Origin of the sequence: Bacillus sp. 220_BSPC, assembly GCF_001054655.1 — a bacterium.
Classification (GTDB): Bacteria; Bacillota; Bacilli; order Bacillales; family DSM-1321; genus Peribacillus; species Peribacillus frigoritolerans.
In genome coordinates, this window is sequence record NZ_JVPL01000241.1 from 17,510 (window position 1) to 39,512 (window position 22,003).

Below are 22,003 nucleotides of genomic sequence, written 5' to 3' on the forward strand. Positions count from 1 at the left end.
CCTGAGTTATGATAGTAGTATTAAATGCAAGAAGGGTGCCAAAATGACCCAAAAATTCGAATGCCCCCCAAAAAAAACCGGACTGCATGCTGCATCCGGATTTTTTCCATCAAATATGTTTTTTTATTTTATATTGCAAGGTCTGTCTTGGAATTTGCAATAGCTTCGATGCTTGGAAAACGTTACCGTTCGTTTGAAGAAGGGCCTCGGTAATCAATTTTGTTTCCATCTCAATCATGGCCTCACGAAGCGGAAGTATTTTTTCGGATGGGTTGCGCTTCTTTAAAAACTGGGGCAAATCTTCAAGATTCATAACATCATTTTCCGTATGGTTCATCATGAATTCTATCGTATGTTTAAGTTCCCTTACATTTCCAGGCCAGTGATATTTCCGAAAAAAATCCTTTGTCTTCTCATCCATGCCTTTTATGGACAGTCCTAATTTACTGTTAAATATTGATATGAAATGTTCAGAAAGAAGCTCTATATCATCAATCCGCTCCCTTAGCGGAGGCAGCTCGTAGCTCAATACGTTCAATCGGTAAAATAAATCCGGCCTTAGCCTGTTTTCCGATACGGCCTTTTTCGGATCAATATTCATCGCTGCCATGATCCTGACATTCACCTGTACACTTTTTGTGCCACCAATCCTCCTGATGAACCCATCTTCAAGCACGCGCAGAAGCTTTGCCTGCAAGTCAATCGGCATTGATTGCAATTCATCCAAAAACAAGGTACCGCCGTTGGCCAATTCAAACAATCCCTGTCGCTCCACAGCACCAGTGTAGCTTCCTTTTGCCGTACCGAATAGAAGCGATTCCAATAAACTTTCTGGTAGGGCCGCACAATTTTGCGCGATGAAAGGTTCTTTACTGCGGCTCGATTCCTGGTGGATGCTTTGAACAAAAAGCTCTTTTCCTACACCGCTTTCCCCATAAACCAATACCGATGAGGTGGAGCGGGCAGCCTTTTTACCTTGGGATATCAAACCTTTAAACCCCTTATCACTTGTCAGGATTTCAGTGAAAGAATACAATCCGCCGTTCCCAGTCGTTTTCCTTTGAGGACTTTTGATTGTCTTGAGCGAGCTTTCCAGATCAGCTAACCTTTCCGATAATTGCTTCAAGCTTGAATAATCCTTTGCGATTTCTATTGCACCTATCATAAACCCATCTACATATATGGGTAGGGTAGTATTTAGCGTCTCAATGATACGCCCATGAGCATTTACATACGATTGACTATAGTTATAGATTGGTTTTTCAGATTTAATGACCCGGAGTAACGTCGATGATTTGTGATTCAAAGAAGGGAACGCTTCAAGCAACGGTTTCCCGAGTACTTCACTTCTTTTCATCCCATCAAGATTGGCGGCCACTCCGTTATAAAAGATGGTCAGTCCTTTTGGATCTATCACATGAATGCCTTCATCAATGGTTTCTAATATCGCTTCCAACACTTCACTTGTATTAAAAAATTCACTAGGCAAGCTATCCCTCCTCAATACCTTCTTGCTAGATGTATATGAGGAAATGCCAAAAACTTGTCATGAACCGCCTAAAAATGAGCATCTAACTAAAGTTTTTCACCCAAAGATTCATATCTTCCAGTTTATCAAAGATATAACAATTATTGGCCAAACGTCCGCGGTACGAGTATCCATGCTGATGCAATGCAGCATTCATGCCGAACGAGAGCGACCGGGCAATCGAATAGATACAATAAATGCCGTGTGAAATAAGATAGTCTTCAAGCGCGGAAATCAAGTGTTTCATCAAGCCGTACTGCCGATGTTCCGGCAATGTCGCACAATCAGTGATTTCTGCATTATGGTAAAAGGAATTAATTTCTGCGGAAGCAGCACTGACGATCCTCTCTTCATGGACATAAATATAAAAAACCGTTCCCATTTCCATGCACTTTTTCACATATAACGGATCATTCATCGGTGTGGGATACACTTCGAAAACCTTCCCATACAGTTGGGCCAGCTGAAGTGCATCTGCCACTTCAGCTTTACGTCGTTGATAGGCTGACGGCGGTTCATCCAGCCCGGATTTAATCGGCAGCCTCTGAACATCGGTAAGGATTTGATCTTCCCTTTCCCATTCAGCACTGTTGCGCCTTTCATTCCTGTTATATTTAACAAGGAAGAAACAATCGCTTCCCAAAAAGAATTTATCGATGCTTCCTTCATATAGAAAGCCCTGAGCAAGCAATGCCATAACGTTTTCCTTACGGGACTTGAAGATGATTTTTTCTGCTGATATGCTTTTAGCCACCTTCAAAGATTCCTCCACGCATTCTTGAAAGTGCCCTAGATAATCATCAACCCTGATTCGCTTATTAAAATGATCGATCGTAATATGTATGGTGCACATTGGCTTTTGAATTCTTTTTTCGATGATTCCAGCCTCCATTTGTCCCGCTCCTTTCACATCTTCGAAAATTGTTGCGAAAGGCCTGACCCTTCCTGGGATCAGACCTTGGGAAAAATGATTATTCCTGGTCCACCCCACACCATTCAATAATGGTCAATGCGATGATTTCCGCAACTTCCATCATTTTATCCACCTCTATATATTCGTTCGAATCATGGGCCATCTTCGTTTCCCCTGGTCCAAACACAACGACGGGGGTAGAACCAACCGATGAAAGATACCCTCCATCCGTCGCCCATGGGGAAGCTTCGACAAGCGGTTCTTCCCCGACCACTTTTTCATAGCATGTGCCAATTGTCTTCATGAGCGGGTGATTGATTTCGAGATTGCCAGGCAACCATCTGGCCCCAAACCATTCTAATTCAATAGGTCTTTCTTTGAACCATGCATCACTCTCGTTTAAAGCATCTATTCGCTCCTTCAGCGATTTTTGTGCCTCTTCCATGGTTTCTGTAGGGGCGATGCCGAATCTTCCTTCCAGGACGGCTGTATCCGGCACGGAGGAAGGCCAATTCCCGCTTTGAATGCTACCAATATTGATTGGAATGGGGATAGGGACATTTTTATAGAGTGAATGACGGAGTGACTCATTCCGTTCTTGTTCAAGCATCTTGATTTCTTTCATTACAACAACCGCTTTATCAATTGCACTGACTCCTTCATACCTAGTGCCTCCATGTGCAGACTTGCCTTTTATTCTCAGCCGAAACCACATCGAACCCTGCTGTAATGGGAATAGTTTCATATTTGTAGGTTCCGGAATGATTGCACCATCAGCTTTATACCCGCGTATGACTGCCGCAAGTGTGCCGGCACCACCGCTTTCCTCTTCAATCACACTCTGAAATATCAAATCCCCCTTCAACTGGATTCCAGATTCGACGATCGCTTCAATGGCCAGCAATAAAGATACATTGCCGCCTTTCATATCCGTCGTTCCCCGCCCGAAAACTTTCCCGTCCATCAACTTGCCGCTATAGGGTTCATCGTGCCAAGCTGCATGATCTCCTTCAGGAACTACATCAATATGTCCGTTTAAAATAAGGGATTTTCCCTTGCCTGTTCCTCTTTTAATGGCCACAAGGTTCGGATTTCCTTTAAAATCCCTGCGGTCGCAATAAAAATGGGGATGTTTTCTTAATTGTTCATCCCCGATTTCCCAAAGGTCTATTTCCAGACCAAGTTGTCTGCACTTCTCGACCACTATTGCTTGTGCACTTCCTTCTTGGCCCCTTTTGCTCGGTTCCTGAACCAGTTTTTGCAAAAGCTGAACCCCATTCATCCGATGTTCATTCAGCCATGTTCTTATTTTTTCCTCATACATATCCATTCTCCTCTCTCATTCTTTTAATTTGTGGATGTTTTCAGAGACGGTAAACGAGGCTTCGGTCCGATTCCTGATTTCCTCAATGCTGGACGTATCAAATACATCAGTTAATAGGAGGCCCTCCGAAGTTACGGAAAACACGCCTAATTCGGTGATGATCATATGTACGCATTTCTGGGCTGTTAACGGCAACGTACATGTTTTGACTAATTTAGACATGCCCGCTTTATCGTTATGTTCCATCAAGACAATGACCTTTTTTGCCTTTGCAGCCAGTTCCATTGCACCGCCCATGCCTGGCACCCGCTTTCCCGGAACAATCCAATTAGCGAGATCCCCCGCTTGACTTACTTGAAGGGCTCCTAGAATCGTGATATCCACCCTGCCGCGACGTATCATTCCAAATGCAACAGTACTGTCGCAGTAAGAAGCCCCGGCTCTAATGGTGATCGGCAATCCCCCAGCATTGCAAAGATGCGCATCTTCCTTCCCCGTTTCAGGAGTACTGCCCATTCCCACAAGGCCATTTTCTGCATGAAACATAACTTTATGATCATCCCAAAGATGATTCGGTACAAGTGATGGAATGCCAATTCCTAAATTGACCAGCATCCCATCGCTTATTTCTGCTGCTGCCCGTTTCGCTATTCTGTTTCTATCCCCTGTTCCCAAACCCATTTCCAATCGACTCCTTTTGATGGAATGATATAATCCACAAAGGCACCCGGTACAATGATGTTCTCTGGATCCAAAGTGCCCAGCGGAACGATTTGCCTGACTTCGACTATAGTGATCTGTCCGGCCGCAGCAACGATTGGATTCGTATTCCTGGCACTTTTATCGAATAGAAGATTTCCATAAGGATCTGCCATTTCTGCGTAAACAATGGCGATATCTGCAGTTAATGCCGATTCCACCAGATAATTTTTCTTACCTAGCTTTACGGTTTGCTTGCCTTCCCTGACGATATCGGCTTCCATTCCAATATCGGTCAATATTCCGCCGAGTCCCATCCCTCCGGCCCGGATGCGTTCGACAAGTGTCCCTTGCGGACAGAACTCCACTTCGAGTTCACCATTGTTCATTAATAGTCCTGCATTGGGATTGGAACCGATATGGGAAACGATGACTTTTTTCGCTCGGCGCTGGGTGACCAGTTTCCCGATTCCGATATCTGGGAAACCTGTATCGTTCCCAATCAAGGTTAAATCCTTAATACCTGATTCCAAAATCATATTGATCAATCCCGGAGGCGTCCCTATGCCACCGAATCCCCCAAATAGGATGGACTGTTTATCTTTAAAGTGATGGCGGACATCTTCCAAACGACAAATCTTCTGGAATGTATTTTCCACCACTATGACTCACTTCCTTGTTGTGATGATCGTTTACCTATCGAATCATTAAATTGTCCAAAGGTTATATCGACCCTCATTAACAATTCAGCACACTCCTCTTCCGATATCGTTAGCGGCGGGGAGATGATGAGCGCTGCCCCGGTTACACCGTCAAGGCCTGCAGCTGCGGGATAAAGAAGGATTCCGTTCCTCATTGCCAATTCAATGATTTGATTGGTCACATCTGCGTCCTTCGGAAATGGGGCCTTCGTTGCTTTATCCAGGACAAATTCGATGCCAATCAATAAACCTCTCCCGCGTATATCACCGATAAAGGAATACTTCCCCGCCAACTTTTTCAGACCCCTAATCAGGTAATTCCCCCTGTCGGCTGATTTTTCGACAAGTTCATTCCTTTCGACATATTCTAAAACCGCCAAAGATACCGCACACGATAATGGATTCGCACTTAAAGTATGACCTCCTATAATTGACTTCGAGCCTTTCATTATGGGTTCCATCACGTTTTTGGTCATTACTGCTGCCGCTATTGGGGTATAACCCCCACTCATACCTTTACCTAATGTCACGATATCAGGTTCCACATCCCAATATTCGGAAGCAAGCATCTTACCGGTACGTCCAAATCCGGTCATTACTTCATCCGCAATGAATAAAATATCATTCTCTTCGCAGATTTTCTTGAGTTTTTGAAAATAACCGTCAGGAGGAACAATGGCCCCTCCGGCTGCGCCGATAACAGGTTCTGCAATGAACGCCGCTATATTTTCACTGCCAATGCGCCGGATTGAAGCTTCCAATTCCGAAGCACAGGCCATTCCGCAAGTATGTTGGTCAAGTTGAAGTGGACATCGGTAACAATATGGAGGAGATACAGAAGGATATGATTCAAGCAAAGGAGTAAAGCGTTCCCGGCGAATCGGATGTCCAGACATTGAAAGAGCTCCCATCGTGATGCCATGGTAGCTCATCCATCTCGATATGATTTTCTGTTTCTTTGGCTTCCCTTTTTCCTGCCAATGCTGAATGGCAATTTTCAATGCCGTTTCAGTCGCCTCGGAACCGCTGTTTACAAAAAAGCTGTATGTCAGTTCCCCTTTGGTCAATTCTGCAATTTTCCCGGCGAGTTTCTCTGCAGCATCGCTGGTAAATTGGGAACGATACACAAATGAAACCTGTTTAGCCTGTTTTACCATCGCCTCAATGATTTCCTGGACTCCATGGCCAATATTGGCTGTAACTGCACCGGAAGAAGCATCGAGGTAATCCTTTCCATTTTTATCGTATAAAAACACTCCCTGACCATGACTGATAGTCGGGTAGGCTCCTCCCAGGACCGGTTTGATCAATGAAGACTGCTCCATAAGCCCACACACTCCTTCTCTTTAAAAACAAATGCCATATAGTAAAGTGTATGTCCAGATGAAGGCAATCTTGCTAAGGAAATTGGCCTAAGCATGTATACGGATAATTTCTTGGTTTCATGGATGATTGTCCAAAAATGGCGACAAAAAAAGTGTATCCGCGAGAGATACACTTTTTTCTTACAATACGCTATTTAGTTTTTCTTCACGAATGGATTCCAAAAAACTTTCATCCTTTAAAACAGCCAACACATTTTTATAAAAAGCCGTTTTATCGATATTTGAAGTATGTACATATTCATACTCTTTTAAAGACGGATGACGCAAAACATTTTTCATGCAGGAATGACAAACTTTTTTAGTTCCTAACTTATAGTAGTTCAAGTTACTTGCATCCCCGTTAGAAGTGTCTTCGTTACAAACGGAACATGTATGGCTCACACGGCCTTTTTTATTATACTCGGCCAAAGCCCCTTCTAAACGAATGGATGCTGGAATTGTTAATAACACATAATCACCTTTTCTATTTTAAATCTCTTAGTATTATATCAGAAAAATAAAGAATTTGAACTATTAGACTCATATTCCCTAATAATGCTTGTAAAATAGGACAATTTCCAGGGCTGACAAGAGGAAAGACTCCTAATATACACCATAATGCAAACCATATTCATACAAACCCCAACAGATTAAAACACCGTCCATTTTTTGAACGGCGTCTTCAAACTGTTCATGGATGTATCTGGATCGTCGCTTTTCCGTTCTTCACCTTCATTACTGCTTTTGAACCAACCGGTACAGTTACAAAAGGATGAACATGACCAAAGTTGGCATTAGCGATCACGGGTATGTCATTTATCTCCTTTTTGGCGGCGATGATTTCCTGCAAAGCATATTCAGTCATTCCTGAATCCTTTTGGAAACGGCCGATGACGATTCCTTTAATCCCTCTTGCACCTGGCTGATGGAGCAAGGATTGTAAATCCCGGTCAAAACTGAATGGATGGCTTTCTTCGTCATCTTCTATGAAAAGGATACTGTCCTTTAAAGATGGCATGTACTCTGTACCTTGTAATAGATTGAGTGTACAAAGATTTCCCCCAATGATTGTCCCGGCAACTTCACCTTCCTGAATGACCATGTATCCAGCATTCGGGTGGAAGGTTCGGTCATCCTGTTCCAAATGCCAAGAATCATCACTCCACGTTTCACTTGGTTCAAGATAAAAGCCTTCACTTTCAATTACGGCCTTTTTAAAATATTCCATCGTATATTCCAGACCAGCCTTCATCCCGAACGTCGAGAAATGAGGACCTGAATATGTAGTTAAGCCTGTTTTATTATAAATGGCCAATAAAATTGCGGTTATATCACTATACCCCATCAACACTTTTGGATTTTCCTTAATCAAATCATAGTCGATATACCGTAACAATTGGTTAGCGTTATACCCCCCGATGGCTGTAAAAATTCCCTTAACATTCGGATCCCTGAACGCATCATGCAAATCTTCGATCCGGTCTTCGATCGAATTCGAGAAAAAGTCATCATGGAACAAAACCGTTTTACCATATGTCACTTTAAAACCAAGCTCAGTCAATCTTTCTTCTGCCAATCTGCGTTGTTCCCCTTTAACAATCGCCAAGCTTCTTGAAGGAGCAATTACGCGAATTTCATCCCCTGCTTGTAAACGGGAAGGTTTCATATCTTTATCCCCCTAAATTAATTACATTCTGTCGTAATTTTAGCAGAAATGGTTTACAAAGAAAACTAAGTCCCTTATCGTATGTCATTCACCGAGCTAGTTTCTTTGAATTCTTACGTCATTCCCGATGCGCAGAAATCAGGATTTAAAAAAGGAATGGCTGTGTATCGCCTGTCCCATGATCACCTGGATTTATCCATGACGATTCAGTCAACAACCATGGAATCAGAAAGGTCCACCGTCAAACCACCAATTTCCTTACATAAAGAAAAGACCAGCTTTATCAACTGGTCTTTGGGTTATTGAATTAGCAGCAGAATGAAGCACCGATGATAATCAATAGAATGAACAAGACAACGATTAAAGCGAAGCCTGATCCAAATCCGCAGCTACCGCCGCCGTATCCACCGCCACCATAACCGTACCCTGGTCCTGCAACATTTCCACCATATCCGTACATTAAGTTTCACTCCTTTTAGAATTCTGTTTTCTCTTTACACCTTACCATATGTCGATACGCCCGCCTTGGTCTGTGCATTTGCCTATTTTTCTGGATTTAAGAAAAAACTTCAATCAACACCATCTTAAACGTTATTCATTCAATGGCTGAAATCCCACGAGTAACCATGAAAATTGTCACAAATTTATTGTGTTACTTTAAAATTGGGATATAATAAGGAAAAAACAATTCTTAGCCTCTTTAAGCTATCTCATACCTACATGGATACATAAAAGGCAATACGGGGGAACATAATTGAAAACGAACGCAAAATCCTTCATCCCTTTCGCTGCAATCGCCACGATCCTTCTAATCAGCTATATCCTTCAAAAAGTTCCTAAAACATATGGATCGGATGATTCGATAAATGTTTATCAAAAATTCCAATCAGGCCAGCCCATTCAGTATCTCGTCATTGGTGACAGTATCGGAAGAGGATCGGGAGCTGAAAAACCTAATCTAACATGGTTCAAACAGCTAGAAAATAAGATGAATGATGCCAATGATATTCCTTTACACGGTGACTACGTGGTCCAAAGCGGATCAACTGCTTTTGAGGGCCTATTCAAGCTTTCCCAAAGAAGGAAGCATGATCATAAAGATCTGATTTTCTTCGTTTTTGGTGAAAATGACCGTAAATATATGAATGTCGATGATTTTACCATGACATATGAAGCGTTAATGAGAAAGGCAAAACGGCTCCACCCTAATGCTGAGTTATTCACAATAACAGAGAGTTCCTTGAAATATGAGGAATTTGCGTCAGCCATCGGACTTTTATCCAAACATTATGGTGCTACAAATGTGGATATGCGACCAATATTCAAAAATTCAGGATATACGGAAAAACAGCTGACCAAAGATTTGGTACATCCAAATGGGCTGGGGTATAAATTATATGCCGATGCCATTTATGAACGGTTCCTGGATAACATCAAACAAGAGAAGGCTGTAGCTGGTCTTCCAACTAAGCTGCATGCCCGTTCCGGTTTTGAATTATCGGAAATTGACCACTATGAAAAAATGAGCGGTTTCCGGCCAATGGGCGGCTATTTCACTAGTAGTGAAAAGGGCAGTGTGATTCAATATACCTTCAAAGGGAGTATGCTTGGTGTGAAACTGCTTAGAAGTCCTGATGGCGGGGAAGTGAATGTATGGATCGACGGAAATGAAATCACGACTTTGAATACATGGTGGCCATTTGCCCGTGAAAGATATTTATTTGTCACTAATGGGCTTCGCCCCGGTTCACATACTGTCCGTTTTGAGGTGACTGGCAGGACTAAAGCAATGGACCTGACCGACATTCCATATGTCCGGATCGCGTCAATCATCACAGATTGAATATTACTCAATAAATAACCCCCTATCATAATCTGATAGGGGGTTTTCCAATCAATCAAAAAGCTTTTTATACTCCCCGTAACCCTCTTTTTCAAGATCTTGGAGCGGGATGAACCTTAATGATGCAGAATTGATGCAATAGCGTAATCCTGACGGTCCCGGTCCGTCATTGAAAACATGTCCCAGATGAGAATCGGCAGTTTTTGAGCGGACCTCGATCCTTCTCATACCATAACTCGTATCGAGGTTTTCCACCACTTCCTCTTCTTTAAGCGGTTTAGTGAAGCTTGGCCAACCGCAGCCTGAATCGAACTTTTCCTTTGAAGTGAAAAGAGGATCACCTGAAACGATATCCACATATAATCCTTCCTCCTTCAAATTCCAATATTCATTATTAAAGGCTGGTTCCGTTCCATTATTTTGCGTGACTTCATATTGAATCGGAGTGAGTTTCTTTTTTAATTCTTCTTTACTTTTCATTTTTTTCCCCCCAGTGATGTTGTATAAATGCTTTGCGTCCTGAGCCAATCGAATATCTTTCATAATGTTCAGGTTGCTTTTTATAGTAATGCTGGTGGTATGTCTCGGCTGGATAAAACGTTTTGGCCGGTATAATCGGGGTTACGATCGGTCCGGAAAATTTCCCGCTCTCCTGCAGCTTAGCTTTGGATGCTTCTGCAATTTCACGTTGGTTTTCGTCATGATAAAAAATGGCCGTTTGATAAGAACTTCCCCGGTCATAAAATTGCCCGCCAGGATCTGTCGGATCAATTTGCTGCCAAAATAACTCAATTATCTTCTCATATGGATATACGTTTGGATCAAAGGTGATCTGAACAGCTTCATAATGTCCCGTGGTTTCAGAACAAACCTCTTTGTATGTGGGATTTTCCGTAGTCCCGCCTGTATAGCCGGAGATCACGGATTCGATGCCAGGCTGTTCATCGAACGGTTTCACCATGCACCAGAAACATCCACCTGCGAATGTTGCTTTCTCTAATTGCTTTGTCAAATGAAAATCCTCCTTTTTTACAAACCATCCATTGAATGCATTTTAACGTTTTTATATACCCCTGTAAAATAATATGCCGAGAGCATTTCACGAAAATGTTACCTTTCTTTTTAGAAAGGAGACACACGCCCAAGCATGATTACATATGTTAAAAACATGATGGAAAAATGAGAGGTGTTGGAAATGAGCGATAAACAATCATATCCACAAAAATCGGAAACATATGATTTACTATCGTCTTATAAAAACAGCGATCCGCAATTGCATGATTATTATTACCATAAACATTTGAAAAGTCTCGAAAATTCAACATACAGAAATGGACAAATAACTGTCCTACTGCCTGCACAAGTCCGCTTCTTACATGCTGTCCCAACAGCTCACCCATTTGATGTTCATGTAAATGAAATGCGTATCCTCAAAAATTTCTCATATAAAGAGAGCAATGGTTATTTACCACTGCCCCCTGGCAAGTACAAATTGGATATATACCGCAGCGGGCAAAACACCTCACCTCTATTAAGCTGTAAAGTGGCTCTTGAAATCGGAGCTTCCTATACCATTGCCCTAGCACCTACCGTGGCTAACGAAACGTTGAAAATGTTACCTTTCGAGGATAACCCATCTGTTCCTCCAAATGAAGCAAAGGTCCGATTCATCCAGCTTTCACATGATTTACTCTCGGTGGACATTGCGGTCAAAGGCGGAGATGTCGTCTTTGATCAAATCCATTTCAGGAAAGCAAGCGAATATCTCACTATTCATCCCATGATAGTTGACTTCGAAGTGAGGAAAGCTGGAACAAAAGAAATCGCACTCCCTTTGCCAAACAAGGCATTTCAAGAAAATACTTCCTCAACCATTTATATAATCGGATCGAATCGGGAATCATCCTCACTAGAAACCCTAACGCTCTCCCCATAAATGGATAAAAAACCAGGATGCATCGATCCTGGTTTTTTATCCATTTATTCACGATCACTGTAATGATGATGGGATGGTCAATAAAAATGAAATGTCATCATTTTCCAGATCGAATTCATTCGCCTTCACCCTTATATCGCTTTTCAGTTCCATATCCTGTAATGACACATAAATACTTTCGTCATTGGGACTTATGCTAACCCATTCAGGCATATTATATCGCTCATTAATTAAATTCATTACATATGAAACAGGAAGGTTCATTTTACCGACTGCAATTGATTTTTGCTTAAGAATCAAATCCCCATTCTTTTGGGCAATTGGTTCAAAAGTCAATTTCATTTCCACTTCACGGTTGAAAAATGGCATTGTTCCGTATAGCTCCACCTCATCCGTTAAATACACTTCATAGTGAATGGATCCCGTCAAGCCCTCTTTATCCAGATACTGGTTGATTAACCTTGTCAAATCTTCCCGATTCGTGTGAATTTGAAATTGGATATCTTCTTCGTGGCTTACTTTGGGTATCAGCTCTTTATCTTTAGTCGGCAGATTAACTAAAATCGTTACAAACAGGATGACCAGGATGTTTAAGGCTAATAGGGAAATAAACAAAGTCTTCCATTTGACATTTGTCATTCTTGGTCATCATCTCCTTTGGCACTCGCTTCCAATGTGTCCTTTCCGATAGTGGTTATATCCATATCATTATAGATTCTTGTCGCGATTAATTCATATCCGCGGTCATTTGGGTGAAAATAATCCTCGGCATAAAGCAAATCTTCTTCGGAATTCTCGAAAATGTCTGCTATTTCAATAAAATAGGCTGAATCATATTCTTCAATGATCTCTTTTCCACTTTCATTCCAATCATTCATGATCATATCAAGTTCATAAAAATCTCCGAACCATTTGGAAAATGGATTATAGACGCCTACAAGATATATTTGCGCAGAATCATTTTCAGAACGAACCTTATCAAGTATCTGCCTTAATCTTTTTTCATACCCTATTTTTGCCGAATCAAACTGATTCAGTTCCAGGTCGGAGAAATTCTGTTTAAAGACCTTCATGATATCATTTCCACCGATTGTGACGACAATCGAGTCAGCTTGCTTTATGTCTTCTTTAATCCTAGTCTTATCCAGTCTTTTCAATAGTTGGTCGGTCCTATTTCCACGTATGCCATGATTAATCATCTCAACGGAAGTAATCGATGGTTCTTTTTCCAGCTTATTTTGTAAATAAGGCAGATACCCGCCATTATCTTTACTATCACCGACACCTTGAGTCAAGGAGTCGCCAATTGACACGATTTTCACAGGGTCCGGAAAAAAGCTGGCAGGAATGGTTTCCTTTTTACTCAGCTCAACTATGCTTTTCTGCTGAACAGATGGCTGATTTGAGGCTGTTTCATTTTGACTGCAGCCTGAAATCCAAACTAGGCATATGAAAAGACAGGTGATTTTGTTCCTCATGACCCTCACCTTCCTACCCATATATTATATCATGCAGAAAACGAAAGATTGCAAACAATATACCTTCATTGTACTTCCAGAATTGAGCATTCCTTACTATACAATATGAAAAATGCTGTGAATTAAAGCTAGTCCTATAAAAATTAGCATGTTACTTAGCATGTAAAATCATTCTTCACTACCGCTGTTTCTTCTAAATCTTATTGCTCATTTTCACCATCGATAAAGCTCGATAATAAAGATGGATGAAAACAGAAAGAACAGGTCATTTAACCTGTTCAATAATTCTGTAAAATTTTAATATGCTTAATGATTTCATCAAACGGAATATCCTGCAGACCTGTATAATCCATGATGATCTTTCCTTCTTGATCAATCAGAAAAAAACTGGTCCCATGAATCACCTGATCTTCCGCTTCTGGTTTTTTGACGATCGTTTTAAAGTTATCCAATGCAAACTGCTCGATTTCTTCCTGTCCATAACCGGTCAGAAAGTGCCAGTTGCCGTAATCCACATTAAATTGGTCACCAAACTTTTTTAAAACATCAGGTTTGTCAATTTCCGGATCCACGGAAAATGAAACGAACTCTACATCCTTAATCCCTTCATCCTTCAATTGCTGCTGCAGCTTCGTCATATTCGAAGTCATGGGGAGACAGACCGTCTCACAGCTCGTGAATATAAAATCCGCTACCCAAACCTTTCCTTTAAGATCGCTTTTTGAGAAAGGCTTCCCCTCCTGATCGATATAGCTGAAATCTTCAAGGTCCCAATTTTTGGCATCAGGTACACCATTGGAACCGCATGCTGTCAACAGCAATAAAATTGATGCTCCCATAGCTGCCATAAGCAATTGCAGCTTTCTCATCCCTACCCCGTCCTTTATGTATAAAATATTCTGTTACTTCATTTATTCTAACAGACCATCCGGAATGAGGACAGCAACTATTTCTACGAATTAAAGACATTTGTAAAAGTGACAAAACCGCCGCCAAACGCTGTTTCATATGGTATATCATTATCAGTCCCAATAATACATGATCGCCATGGCGCCTTCACCTGTATGGGTACTGACAACGGCAGTCGTTGCTTCTATCTTTATGTCTTGATATCCTGTTAAGTCTGCAATGGCCTGGCGGACCTTATCCGCTATTTCAAGGCCATTCGCATGTACAAAACCGATGCCTCTAATCTTTTTGCCTTGAGTATCTTCTTTGAACTTCTTGATGATGAACTTCACGACCTGTGACTGGCTCCTGGCTTTGGATACAGGGTTCAGTACACCATCGTCAAGAATTGCAATCGGCTTTATGTGCAGCAATGAACCGATAAAAGCAGAAACTTTGCCAATCCTTCCACCCTTAACAAGGTTATCAAGTGTTTCTATGACAATGATTAAACTTGACTGTTTTTTAATATGTTCCAATCGTTCAATTATCTCTGCTACGGATTTCCCTTCCTTCGCCATCTTCGCTGCCTCGATCACCTGAAATGACATCGCTTTTGAAATGAATTTCGAGTCAAGAACGGTAACCTTCGTTTCAGACATGCTAGCTGCGCTTTCCGCTGAGCGAACTGTACCGCTCATGCCACCTGTCATATGTATGGAAATAATCTCGCTGCCGTCTTTTCCAAGTTCATCATATACCTCCACAAAGGTACCTACGGCCGGTTGTGAGCTTTTTGGCAATTCTTTTGACTGGTTCATCCTTTTCAGGAATTCTTCTTGTTCGATTTCAACCTTATCCAAAAAAGTCTCCCCATCTATAAAGATCGATAAAGGGACCATTGTAATATCATAAAATTCCAGTTCTTCTGGTGTCATATCTACTGTCGAGTCTGTTACTATCTTTACTTTATTCATCATTACACATCCCTAAATTAACATATCTATTGTATTATACCTATTCAAGGTAAGCATTCAAACCAAAGGTTTCATTTTTCGACTGAAGTGATACCTATCTTTTGAAATGATTACACAAAAAAAGACCGTTCCATGAGCCAACCTGAACACATGCCGATTTATTCGTAACTTCTTGGCATTCGTGTCATCTCTTTTAACGGAGATGTTAGCTATGGAACAATCCGCATTAAGCATTATTGAGTAAACTTCCAAAAAAAAGCTTGTTATAAACGGGCCATTTGAGTACGGATGCTAAATAATGCTTAAATGAGTAATTTTCTTTATGATCTTTATTGGCAAAAACCTTCTTAACAAATATTTCCAAACGCGCGGTCAACATAAAAAAATTCGGATCACTAGGCAGTAAGACAGGTATTTCTGAAATGGTGACCTTATGTCCAAAACAATCTTTGAATTCCAAGCATTTGAACATCAAAATATCAATCCTCATTTTTCACCGATTGCTTATATTATACACAATAAATCCAAAAGTATAAATATTCAAATGTGTAAAAAAACAGAGAAATCAGATTGATAATCATAAAAAAAAGACCCATAAGGGCAAAATGCCATTATGGGCTTCTTCTTATAAACCTTCCTCGTAGGTGTCTTCCCGCAAGCTTTCACGTCTCACCCTTCGTTTATAGACGACTTTAGATAAAGAAATGCTGATTTCGTATAATAACAGCAATGGAACCATCACCATAAAGTCTGACATAAAGTCAGGCGGCGTAATCGATATCGCTATGACAACCAGTACAAAGTATGCATACTTCCTTAATTTTTGAAGCACATAAGGATTTATTATGCCAAGGGAGGTCAAAAACATGGTAACGACAGGAAGCTCGAATAAAACAGCAAAAGGTATCGTCATATTAAATACGAATGAAAAGTACTTATCAGCTGTAAAACTGGTTATGAACATCCCATCACCCAATTCAATCAAAAATTGAAGAATGGTCGGGAAGATGACAAAATAACCGAAAGCAAGCCCTCCGATAAAAAGCAGGAAAAGTGCTGGAATATAGGCAAGGGTCGCCCTCACTTCATTTGGCATCAAAGCGGGTTTAACGAATAACCAGATTTGCAGGGCAATTACCGGTATCGTTGCAGCAATGGCTACGACACCTGCAAGCATGAAGTAAATCCAGATAATATCACTCGGTCCCAATACCATCAGGTCAAAATCGAGATCTTTCACGAACCAATTATAAATCTCCTCAACATAAATAAAGCTGGCGATAAAAAAGATGACAAAAGCAACAGCTGTAATGATGAGCCGTTTTCTCAATTCATCGAGATGATCGATGATATTTAATTCCTTATCTTCCAAAGTTGATCACGCCTTCATCTGAAAATCCGTATCTTTGTTACAGCGTAAAGGCGCAAGACGATTCCATCTTACGCCCAGCATTCAATCATTCATGATTTTTTTGTTGTAGCTTCTTATCTTCTTCATAATCACCTTTTGTTAAATCACTTGTGGATTTTTTAAACTCACGAAGCGTTTGTCCAAATGCACGGCCAATTTCTGGAAGTTTCTTCGGACCAAAGATAATTAATGCCAAAATTAAGATGAGAATTAGACCAGGTACTCCAATGTTCGACATGGATACATCCCCTTTGGTGTTGTAATTAGACCTACTCCGATTATAATACCATTTCCAACCAATTGAAAGGGAACTGGCAATTCGTCATAGAATGGTAACAATTATCGACAGTATGCCCATATACGACTGGGCCGGCAGAATAAAATGTAAAAACATAGGTATTATTCTATCCTAATTTAACATTTTTTCCATGTTTAAATCAACAAGTGAAATAAATTACTGTCTTTATTGACCTCTACGAAAGAGAATCCTTTCTTGTTCATCCTTTGAATGAGCCCTTCATAATCATTTTTATCTTTTAGCTCAATACCAACCAGGGCCGGCCCGCTTTCTTTATTATTTTTCTTCGTATATTCAAAACGGCTTATATCATCATTCGGTCCCAACACCTCATCAAGGAATTCCCTTAAAGCGCCAGCACGTTGTGGGAAATTCACGATAAAATAATAAAGCAGCCCTTCATATAATAAGGATTTCTCTTTAATTTCCTGCATGCGCCCAATGTCGTTATTCCCTCCGCTGACCATGCAAACAACCGTTTTTCCTTTGATTTGTTCTTTATATGAATCCAACGCGGCAACAGATATAGCACCTGCAGGTTCAGCGACAATCGCATGCTGATTATACAAATCGAGAATCGTTGTACAGATTTGGCCTGAAGGTACGACAACGATATCTTCCAGGTTTTCCTTACAAAGCTGATATGTCAACTGTCCCACACACTTGACGGCTGCTCCGTCAACGAATGTATCTATTTTTTCGAGTTCAGAAACTTTCCCTTCATTGAAGGAGTATTCCATCGAAGCAGCACCTTGCGGCTCAACTCCAATGCATTTCGTATTTGGGGAAACCGATTTGAAATAACTCGATACTCCGGCCATTAACCCGCCGCCGCCCATAGCGGCAAATACATAATCGATTCCATCTTCACAATCGTTCAGGATTTCTACAGCCGTTGTACCTTGCCCGGCGATTACCTTTTCATCGTCAAATGGATGGATAAAGGAACGCTCTTCTTTTTCACAGCATTCCATCGCCATGGCAAATGCATCGTCGAATGTATCCCCGATTAGGATGATCTCCACATTATCCCTGCCGAATAGCTGAACTTGATCGACTTTTTGCCTTGGAGTTGTAGCAGGCATATAAATTTTCCCGTGAATGCCCAATTGGCTGCAGGAAAAAGCAACACCCTGTGCATGGTTTCCTGCACTGGCACAAACGACTCCGTTCTTCGTCTCTTCCTCGGTCAGGCTTTTCATTTTATAGTAAGCCCCTCTTAATTTAAAGGAACGTACGTGTTGTAAGTCCTCGCGTTTTAAATAAACATTACAATCATATTTTTCAGAGAGCCTCTGATTTTTTTGTAAAGGAGTATGTAAAACGATTTCTTTCAGTTCTCTATAGGCAATTAGAATATCTTCCAATTGAATCCCCCTATTCTTAGATGCAGTCTGATTCATAACAATCCCTCATTTCCTTTCTGATGAATTCAATCATTATAGCACTTTACTGTTATTAATGTAATTGATTTTTCTAAAAATTCTTTCTTTTGTTTGTTCCATACCAAAAAAATCCGATTATGGTCATTTCCCATAATCGGATTAGCACTTTATTTTTTTTGTAGAATAATAAAATCATGTGCAAATCGATTTTTTTCATCAATGCTGCCTGGTTTTGAGGAGATTTCATCCCATTCATTTTCATCAATCTCGGGAAAGAAAGTATCCCCTTCGAAAGTTTCATGAATTTCCGTAATATACAGGCGGTCGGTAAAAGGTAGGATTTCCTTGAAGATTTCGGCTCCGCCAATTACGAAGACTTCCTCTTCATGGTTATCTGCGAACATTTTGATTTGTGCAATATCATGTAATACTACGCAGCCTTCCGCTTTAAATTCCTGATTGCGGGTGACGATGACATTTTCGCGGCCAGGCAGGACCCTGCCGATCGATTCAAATGTTTTTCGCCCCATGACGATTGGATGGCCCATCGTCACTTTTTTAAAGTACTGCAGATCTGCTGGTAAATGCCATGGCAGTTTATTGTTTTTACCTATCACACGATTTTGATCCATAGCCACTATCAACGATATCATATGCTAACCTCACCTTTTATATGGGGATGGGCTTCGTAATTTTCCAAAACGAAGTCCTCGAAGCTAAAATCAAAGATATTTTTCACATCTGGATTGATTTTCATGATTGGCAATGGTTTCGGGTCACGAGTCAACTGCAGTTCCACTTGTTCAAGGTGGTTAGAGTAGATGTGGACATCCCCGAAAGTATGTACAAATTCGCCAACTTCCAAATCACACACCTGGGCGATCATCATCGTTAAAAGCGCATACGAAGCTATATTAAAAGGAACACCTAAGAAGACGTCCGCTGAACGTTGGTATAGCTGACATGAAAGCTTGCCATCAGCAACATAGAATTGAAAGAAAGCATGGCAAGGCGGCAAGGCCATTTCATCCAGTTCCCCAACATTCCAAGCACTGACTATCAATCTTCTTGAATTTGGGTTGGTCTTGATTTGTTCGATCAATTCACTGATTTGATCGATTTGCCTTCCATCGGCCGTTCCCCAGGAACGCCATTGATGACCATAAATCGGGCCTAATTCCCCCTTTTCATCCGCCCATTCATTCCAGATGCGCACACTGTTTTCCTGAAGGTACCCAACGTTTGTATCACCCTTCAAAAACCATAATAGTTCATGGATAATCGCTTTTAAACTAACCTTTTTGGTTGTAAGTACAGGGAATCCATCTTTTAAATTGAATCTCATTTGATATCCAAAGGTACTGATCGTTCCTGTACCCGTACGATCACCTTTTTGCGTTCCATTTTCGAGTACATGCTTACATAAATCTAAATATTGCTTCATGATAAACCACCTTTTCTACTTTCATTCTCCTTATTTTAACGTATTATTGCCTAATGTTTAATCTAATTGTTTAATAAAATTATAAGTCTCGGGTGCTTTTTGTCTAAGCAATTGATTTTGTTCATTGTTCACATAAAACATGGCAAACGTTTCTGCAAAGTATTCCTCAGGGTAGTTGGAAAAATACGTAATCCCAGGAAACAGCCCATCCACTTCCTTACCCCAAATCTTCAAATAATCCATGTCTTCACGGATCCCATTAAACACTATATTATCAATGGAGTGCCCCAGCTCATGCAGTTCCAAATTAACCGATCCATGCCCGTTGCCTTTGTCACTCGCCCCGATTTTAACCAATACCGTATGTGATCCGCCCATACCAGGCACATCATCCCAAGTTGTTTCTTTATTCAAATAACCACGCGGAGTTTTCCCCTTTAATTTGGCCGCGGATTGATTTTCTGTTATATCGCCATCGAATAGTTTGATCCTCACACCACTTTCCGCTGTTTTCACCAAAAGTGAATGAGGCAGTTTATTAATGGTTCCAGCAATTTTCAGTGCTTCCCCTTCATCGTACTCCTCTTCTGGAAATAAAAATATTCTTTGCAATTCTTTATTTCCCTTAAAAAGTTCAGCCTGTCTTAAAAGATTATCTTTGGGTAAATTCCGCCATTTTACCCCATCATCTTTCGCTAATGAATAGGAGAGCATTGAGAGTAAAAAGACAAACAATGCAAATATGGATAACCACCATTTCTTCCTTTTCACACTCTTCTCCCCTTTCTTCATTCTTCATATATCGTTAAGGAAATATATTTATTTAAAATCTCTAAATCTTTCATACTATTATATTAGTATAACATATTGCCTGAATGTAAAAGTTCTATGTTTTTTTGGTAATTTTGGTTGCGTATTCTTCCTGAGAAGAACCATTGATCCGCGGTTTTCATATATCAACAATATATAATCGTAAAAGGTTTAAGGTGATCGCATGGAAACCAATAATAAAAAAGCCATCTTGAATGAGCAACATGAACTTGCTGAAGAAGTCCTTGATATTTACAGTTTAAAAGTGTTTATCATTCTCGACCTTTTTCTGTTCTCCATTTTCTTTGGCATACTGCTGCATCCGCTACTGTCTTCTCTATGGCTTAACTTTTTATTGCCTTTGCTTTTTTTCACTACATTTACCGCCCTTCTTCAAATACTTGATATTTTCCATAAAAAAAGCTGACATCATATTTGATGTCAGCTTTAGACGGGTAGGCAACCTCGATGAAAAATCAATTTTGCCTACAGTTTTTTTATATGTGCACAATTTAGACGTTGATTTCCGCTCCAGGCACTCGCTTTCCGCGGGCGGTCCGGTAGCCTCCTCGGCGCTTTTGCGCCTGTGGGGTCTACCCTCGACTCGCTTTTCCCGCAGGAGTCTCGCACCTTCCGCTTCAATCAACTTTGTTTTAAATTTTGGTTATGTTAAATAATATTGTTATTTTTTAGGCAAATAAATGAGACCTTCTCTTATCAGGGGTCTCATAATCATTTTAATTTTTAAAATTACTCGTACTTACATAGCTTTGGAACTACAAAATCGGGAAAAGTCTTGATTATTTTTTTATATGTTGCGAAATTCGATTGACCTGAGATAACCGCAATGTTATCTCCATCATAGCCAATCCAAAAAATACTTGCATCGACTTCTACTTTAACCACTACTGTTCCCGCAATTTTCCCTTCCCAATTTCCTTTCCATTCTCTTTGTTCTACACTAAATACATCTTTGTTTGTGGACCATAAAACTAAATCATTCCCACTACCAAGAGTAATATAGAAAGGGAAAATCTCCTTAAACTGCTTTTCATTCTGGATTTCAGTAACAACGTATCGGTTAGTTAAGTATCTATAACTGATATTGAATTCCTTGCAATTATGTTCAAACTCATCTTTCCAATAAGAAGAAACCTCAGCACAAAAATAAAGTGGAAATGCTTTCATATTCCTCATCCACAATGGCAGGAAATTTTCATCACATTCTGGTAGATAAAAGCCATCCATTAAGAAAACATATGGTGTAGTGCCTTCTATTGCAAACGGAAAAAAACCTCCAGCATCAGGATTTGAGTCATAATATCTCTTCGGGAAATA

26 protein-coding genes are annotated in these 22,003 nt (G+C 40.5%); 3 read left to right on the forward strand and 23 right to left on the reverse strand.

The features are described from left to right. Positions 1–109: 109 nt before the first annotated feature. From ADA55_RS18980 to ADA55_RS28725, 9 genes are all read right to left on the reverse strand, one after another. Positions 110–1,489, reverse strand: a complete 1,380-nt coding sequence (locus tag ADA55_RS18980) for a sigma-54 interaction domain-containing protein (RefSeq protein WP_048686739.1) — start codon at positions 1,487–1,489, stop codon at positions 110–112. An 82-nt stretch (positions 1,490–1,571) separates the two neighbouring features. Beyond that, entirely contained in the window at positions 1,572–2,420 is an 849-nt protein-coding gene (gene ablB, locus ADA55_RS18985; protein ID WP_048686781.1) for a putative beta-lysine N-acetyltransferase, read from the reverse strand. Positions 2,421–2,499: 79 nt separating this feature from the next. Further along, complete coding sequence (locus tag ADA55_RS18990) at positions 2,500–3,771, reverse strand: peptidase (RefSeq protein WP_048686742.1); 1,272 nt, start codon at positions 3,769–3,771, stop codon at positions 2,500–2,502. A gap of 9 nt (positions 3,772–3,780) precedes the next feature. Next, positions 3,781–4,446 carry a 3-oxoacid CoA-transferase subunit B gene (locus tag ADA55_RS18995; RefSeq protein ID WP_048686744.1) on the reverse strand — a complete coding sequence of 222 codons (666 nt, stop codon included), beginning with the start codon at positions 4,444–4,446 and terminating at the stop codon, positions 3,781–3,783. After that, positions 4,413–5,123: a 3-oxoacid CoA-transferase subunit A gene (locus ADA55_RS19000; protein ID WP_048686783.1), complete on the reverse strand. Its 711-nt coding sequence runs from the start codon at positions 5,121–5,123 to the stop codon at positions 4,413–4,415. Before ADA55_RS19000 ends, ADA55_RS18995 begins: the two co-directional genes overlap by 34 nt. Before the next feature lie 2 nt (positions 5,124–5,125). Beyond that, complete coding sequence (locus ADA55_RS19005; RefSeq protein ID WP_048686746.1) at positions 5,126–6,490, reverse strand: aspartate aminotransferase family protein; 1,365 nt, start codon at positions 6,488–6,490, stop codon at positions 5,126–5,128. A gap of 180 nt (positions 6,491–6,670) precedes the next feature. Beyond that, a complete protein-coding gene (locus ADA55_RS19010; RefSeq protein WP_034307530.1) occupies positions 6,671–7,000 on the reverse strand; it encodes a hypothetical protein in 330 nt (109 codons plus the stop codon). 220 nt (positions 7,001–7,220) lie between these two features. Continuing rightward, positions 7,221–8,195: a S66 family peptidase gene (locus ADA55_RS19015; RefSeq protein ID WP_048686748.1), complete on the reverse strand. Its 975-nt coding sequence runs from the start codon at positions 8,193–8,195 to the stop codon at positions 7,221–7,223. A 307-nt stretch (positions 8,196–8,502) separates the two neighbouring features. Continuing rightward, the gene (locus tag ADA55_RS28725) at positions 8,503–8,655 is read right to left on the reverse strand and encodes a YjcZ family sporulation protein (protein WP_072273171.1); all 153 of its coding nucleotides are present in this window, start codon (positions 8,653–8,655) and stop codon (positions 8,503–8,505) included. A 294-nt stretch (positions 8,656–8,949) separates the two neighbouring features. Here ADA55_RS28725 and ADA55_RS19025 point away from each other — a divergent pair, with 294 nt between their 5' ends. Further along, on the forward strand, positions 8,950–10,038 hold the full coding sequence (locus tag ADA55_RS19025; RefSeq protein ID WP_048686752.1) for an SGNH/GDSL hydrolase family protein: 1,089 nt from the start codon (positions 8,950–8,952) through the stop codon (positions 10,036–10,038). Between the two features lie 51 nt (positions 10,039–10,089). Here the strand turns inward: ADA55_RS19025 and msrB are convergent, their stop codons facing one another. Continuing rightward, a complete protein-coding gene (msrB, locus tag ADA55_RS19030) occupies positions 10,090–10,518 on the reverse strand; it encodes a peptide-methionine (R)-S-oxide reductase MsrB (protein WP_048686754.1) in 429 nt (142 codons plus the stop codon). Further along, a complete protein-coding gene (gene msrA, locus ADA55_RS19035; protein ID WP_373689800.1) occupies positions 10,508–10,999 on the reverse strand; it encodes a peptide-methionine (S)-S-oxide reductase MsrA in 492 nt (163 codons plus the stop codon). Before msrA ends, msrB begins: the two co-directional genes overlap by 11 nt. Before the next feature lie 234 nt (positions 11,000–11,233). Here msrA and ADA55_RS19040 point away from each other — a divergent pair, with 234 nt between their 5' ends. Further along, on the forward strand, positions 11,234–11,974 hold the full coding sequence (locus ADA55_RS19040; protein ID WP_048686758.1) for a DUF4397 domain-containing protein: 741 nt from the start codon (positions 11,234–11,236) through the stop codon (positions 11,972–11,974). Positions 11,975–12,028: 54 nt separating this feature from the next. Here ADA55_RS19040 and ADA55_RS19045 read toward each other — a convergent pair whose 3' ends face one another. The 11 genes from ADA55_RS19045 to ADA55_RS19095 form a co-directional block, all read right to left on the reverse strand. Continuing rightward, a complete protein-coding gene (locus ADA55_RS19045) occupies positions 12,029–12,613 on the reverse strand; it encodes a YpmS family protein (RefSeq protein ID WP_048686760.1) in 585 nt (194 codons plus the stop codon). Then, entirely contained in the window at positions 12,610–13,452 is an 843-nt protein-coding gene (locus ADA55_RS19050) for an SGNH/GDSL hydrolase family protein (RefSeq protein WP_065421191.1), read from the reverse strand. Before ADA55_RS19050 ends, ADA55_RS19045 begins: the two co-directional genes overlap by 4 nt. A gap of 278 nt (positions 13,453–13,730) precedes the next feature. Beyond that, positions 13,731–14,321 (reverse strand): SCO family protein, encoded by a 591-nt coding sequence (locus ADA55_RS19055; protein WP_048686762.1) that lies wholly within the window; start codon positions 14,319–14,321, stop codon positions 13,731–13,733. Positions 14,322–14,474: 153 nt separating this feature from the next. Next, positions 14,475–15,317 (reverse strand): DegV family protein, encoded by an 843-nt coding sequence (locus tag ADA55_RS19060; RefSeq protein ID WP_048686764.1) that lies wholly within the window; start codon positions 15,315–15,317, stop codon positions 14,475–14,477. Between the two features lie 226 nt (positions 15,318–15,543). Further along, positions 15,544–15,807 (reverse strand): DUF2535 family protein, encoded by a 264-nt coding sequence (locus tag ADA55_RS19065; protein ID WP_309247773.1) that lies wholly within the window; start codon positions 15,805–15,807, stop codon positions 15,544–15,546. Between the two features lie 135 nt (positions 15,808–15,942). After that, complete coding sequence (tatC, locus tag ADA55_RS19070) at positions 15,943–16,689, reverse strand: twin-arginine translocase subunit TatC (RefSeq protein WP_034307555.1); 747 nt, start codon at positions 16,687–16,689, stop codon at positions 15,943–15,945. An 85-nt stretch (positions 16,690–16,774) separates the two neighbouring features. After that, entirely contained in the window at positions 16,775–16,966 is a 192-nt protein-coding gene (tatA, locus tag ADA55_RS19075; protein WP_034307557.1) for a twin-arginine translocase TatA/TatE family subunit, read from the reverse strand. Between the two features lie 194 nt (positions 16,967–17,160). Then, positions 17,161–18,429, reverse strand: coding sequence for a threonine ammonia-lyase IlvA (gene ilvA / locus ADA55_RS19080; RefSeq protein ID WP_048686768.1), 1,269 nt, complete (start codon positions 18,427–18,429; stop codon positions 17,161–17,163). A gap of 149 nt (positions 18,430–18,578) precedes the next feature. Then, positions 18,579–19,064: a dihydrofolate reductase gene (locus ADA55_RS19085; protein ID WP_048686770.1), complete on the reverse strand. Its 486-nt coding sequence runs from the start codon at positions 19,062–19,064 to the stop codon at positions 18,579–18,581. After that, positions 19,061–19,855: a thymidylate synthase gene (locus ADA55_RS19090; protein WP_048686772.1), complete on the reverse strand. Its 795-nt coding sequence runs from the start codon at positions 19,853–19,855 to the stop codon at positions 19,061–19,063. Before ADA55_RS19090 ends, ADA55_RS19085 begins: the two co-directional genes overlap by 4 nt. 57 nt (positions 19,856–19,912) lie before the next feature. Beyond that, on the reverse strand, positions 19,913–20,626 hold the full coding sequence (locus ADA55_RS19095; RefSeq protein WP_105718819.1) for an anthrax toxin lethal factor-related metalloendopeptidase: 714 nt from the start codon (positions 20,624–20,626) through the stop codon (positions 19,913–19,915). Between the two features lie 223 nt (positions 20,627–20,849). Between ADA55_RS19095 and ADA55_RS29495 the strand changes: the two genes are divergently transcribed. Next, complete coding sequence (locus ADA55_RS29495) at positions 20,850–21,092, forward strand: hypothetical protein (RefSeq protein ID WP_048686776.1); 243 nt, start codon at positions 20,850–20,852, stop codon at positions 21,090–21,092. 323 nt (positions 21,093–21,415) lie between these two features. Here ADA55_RS29495 and ADA55_RS29880 read toward each other — a convergent pair. Beyond that, on the reverse strand, positions 21,416–22,003 hold a 588-nt coding region (locus ADA55_RS29880), incomplete at its 5' end, for a hypothetical protein (protein WP_048686778.1).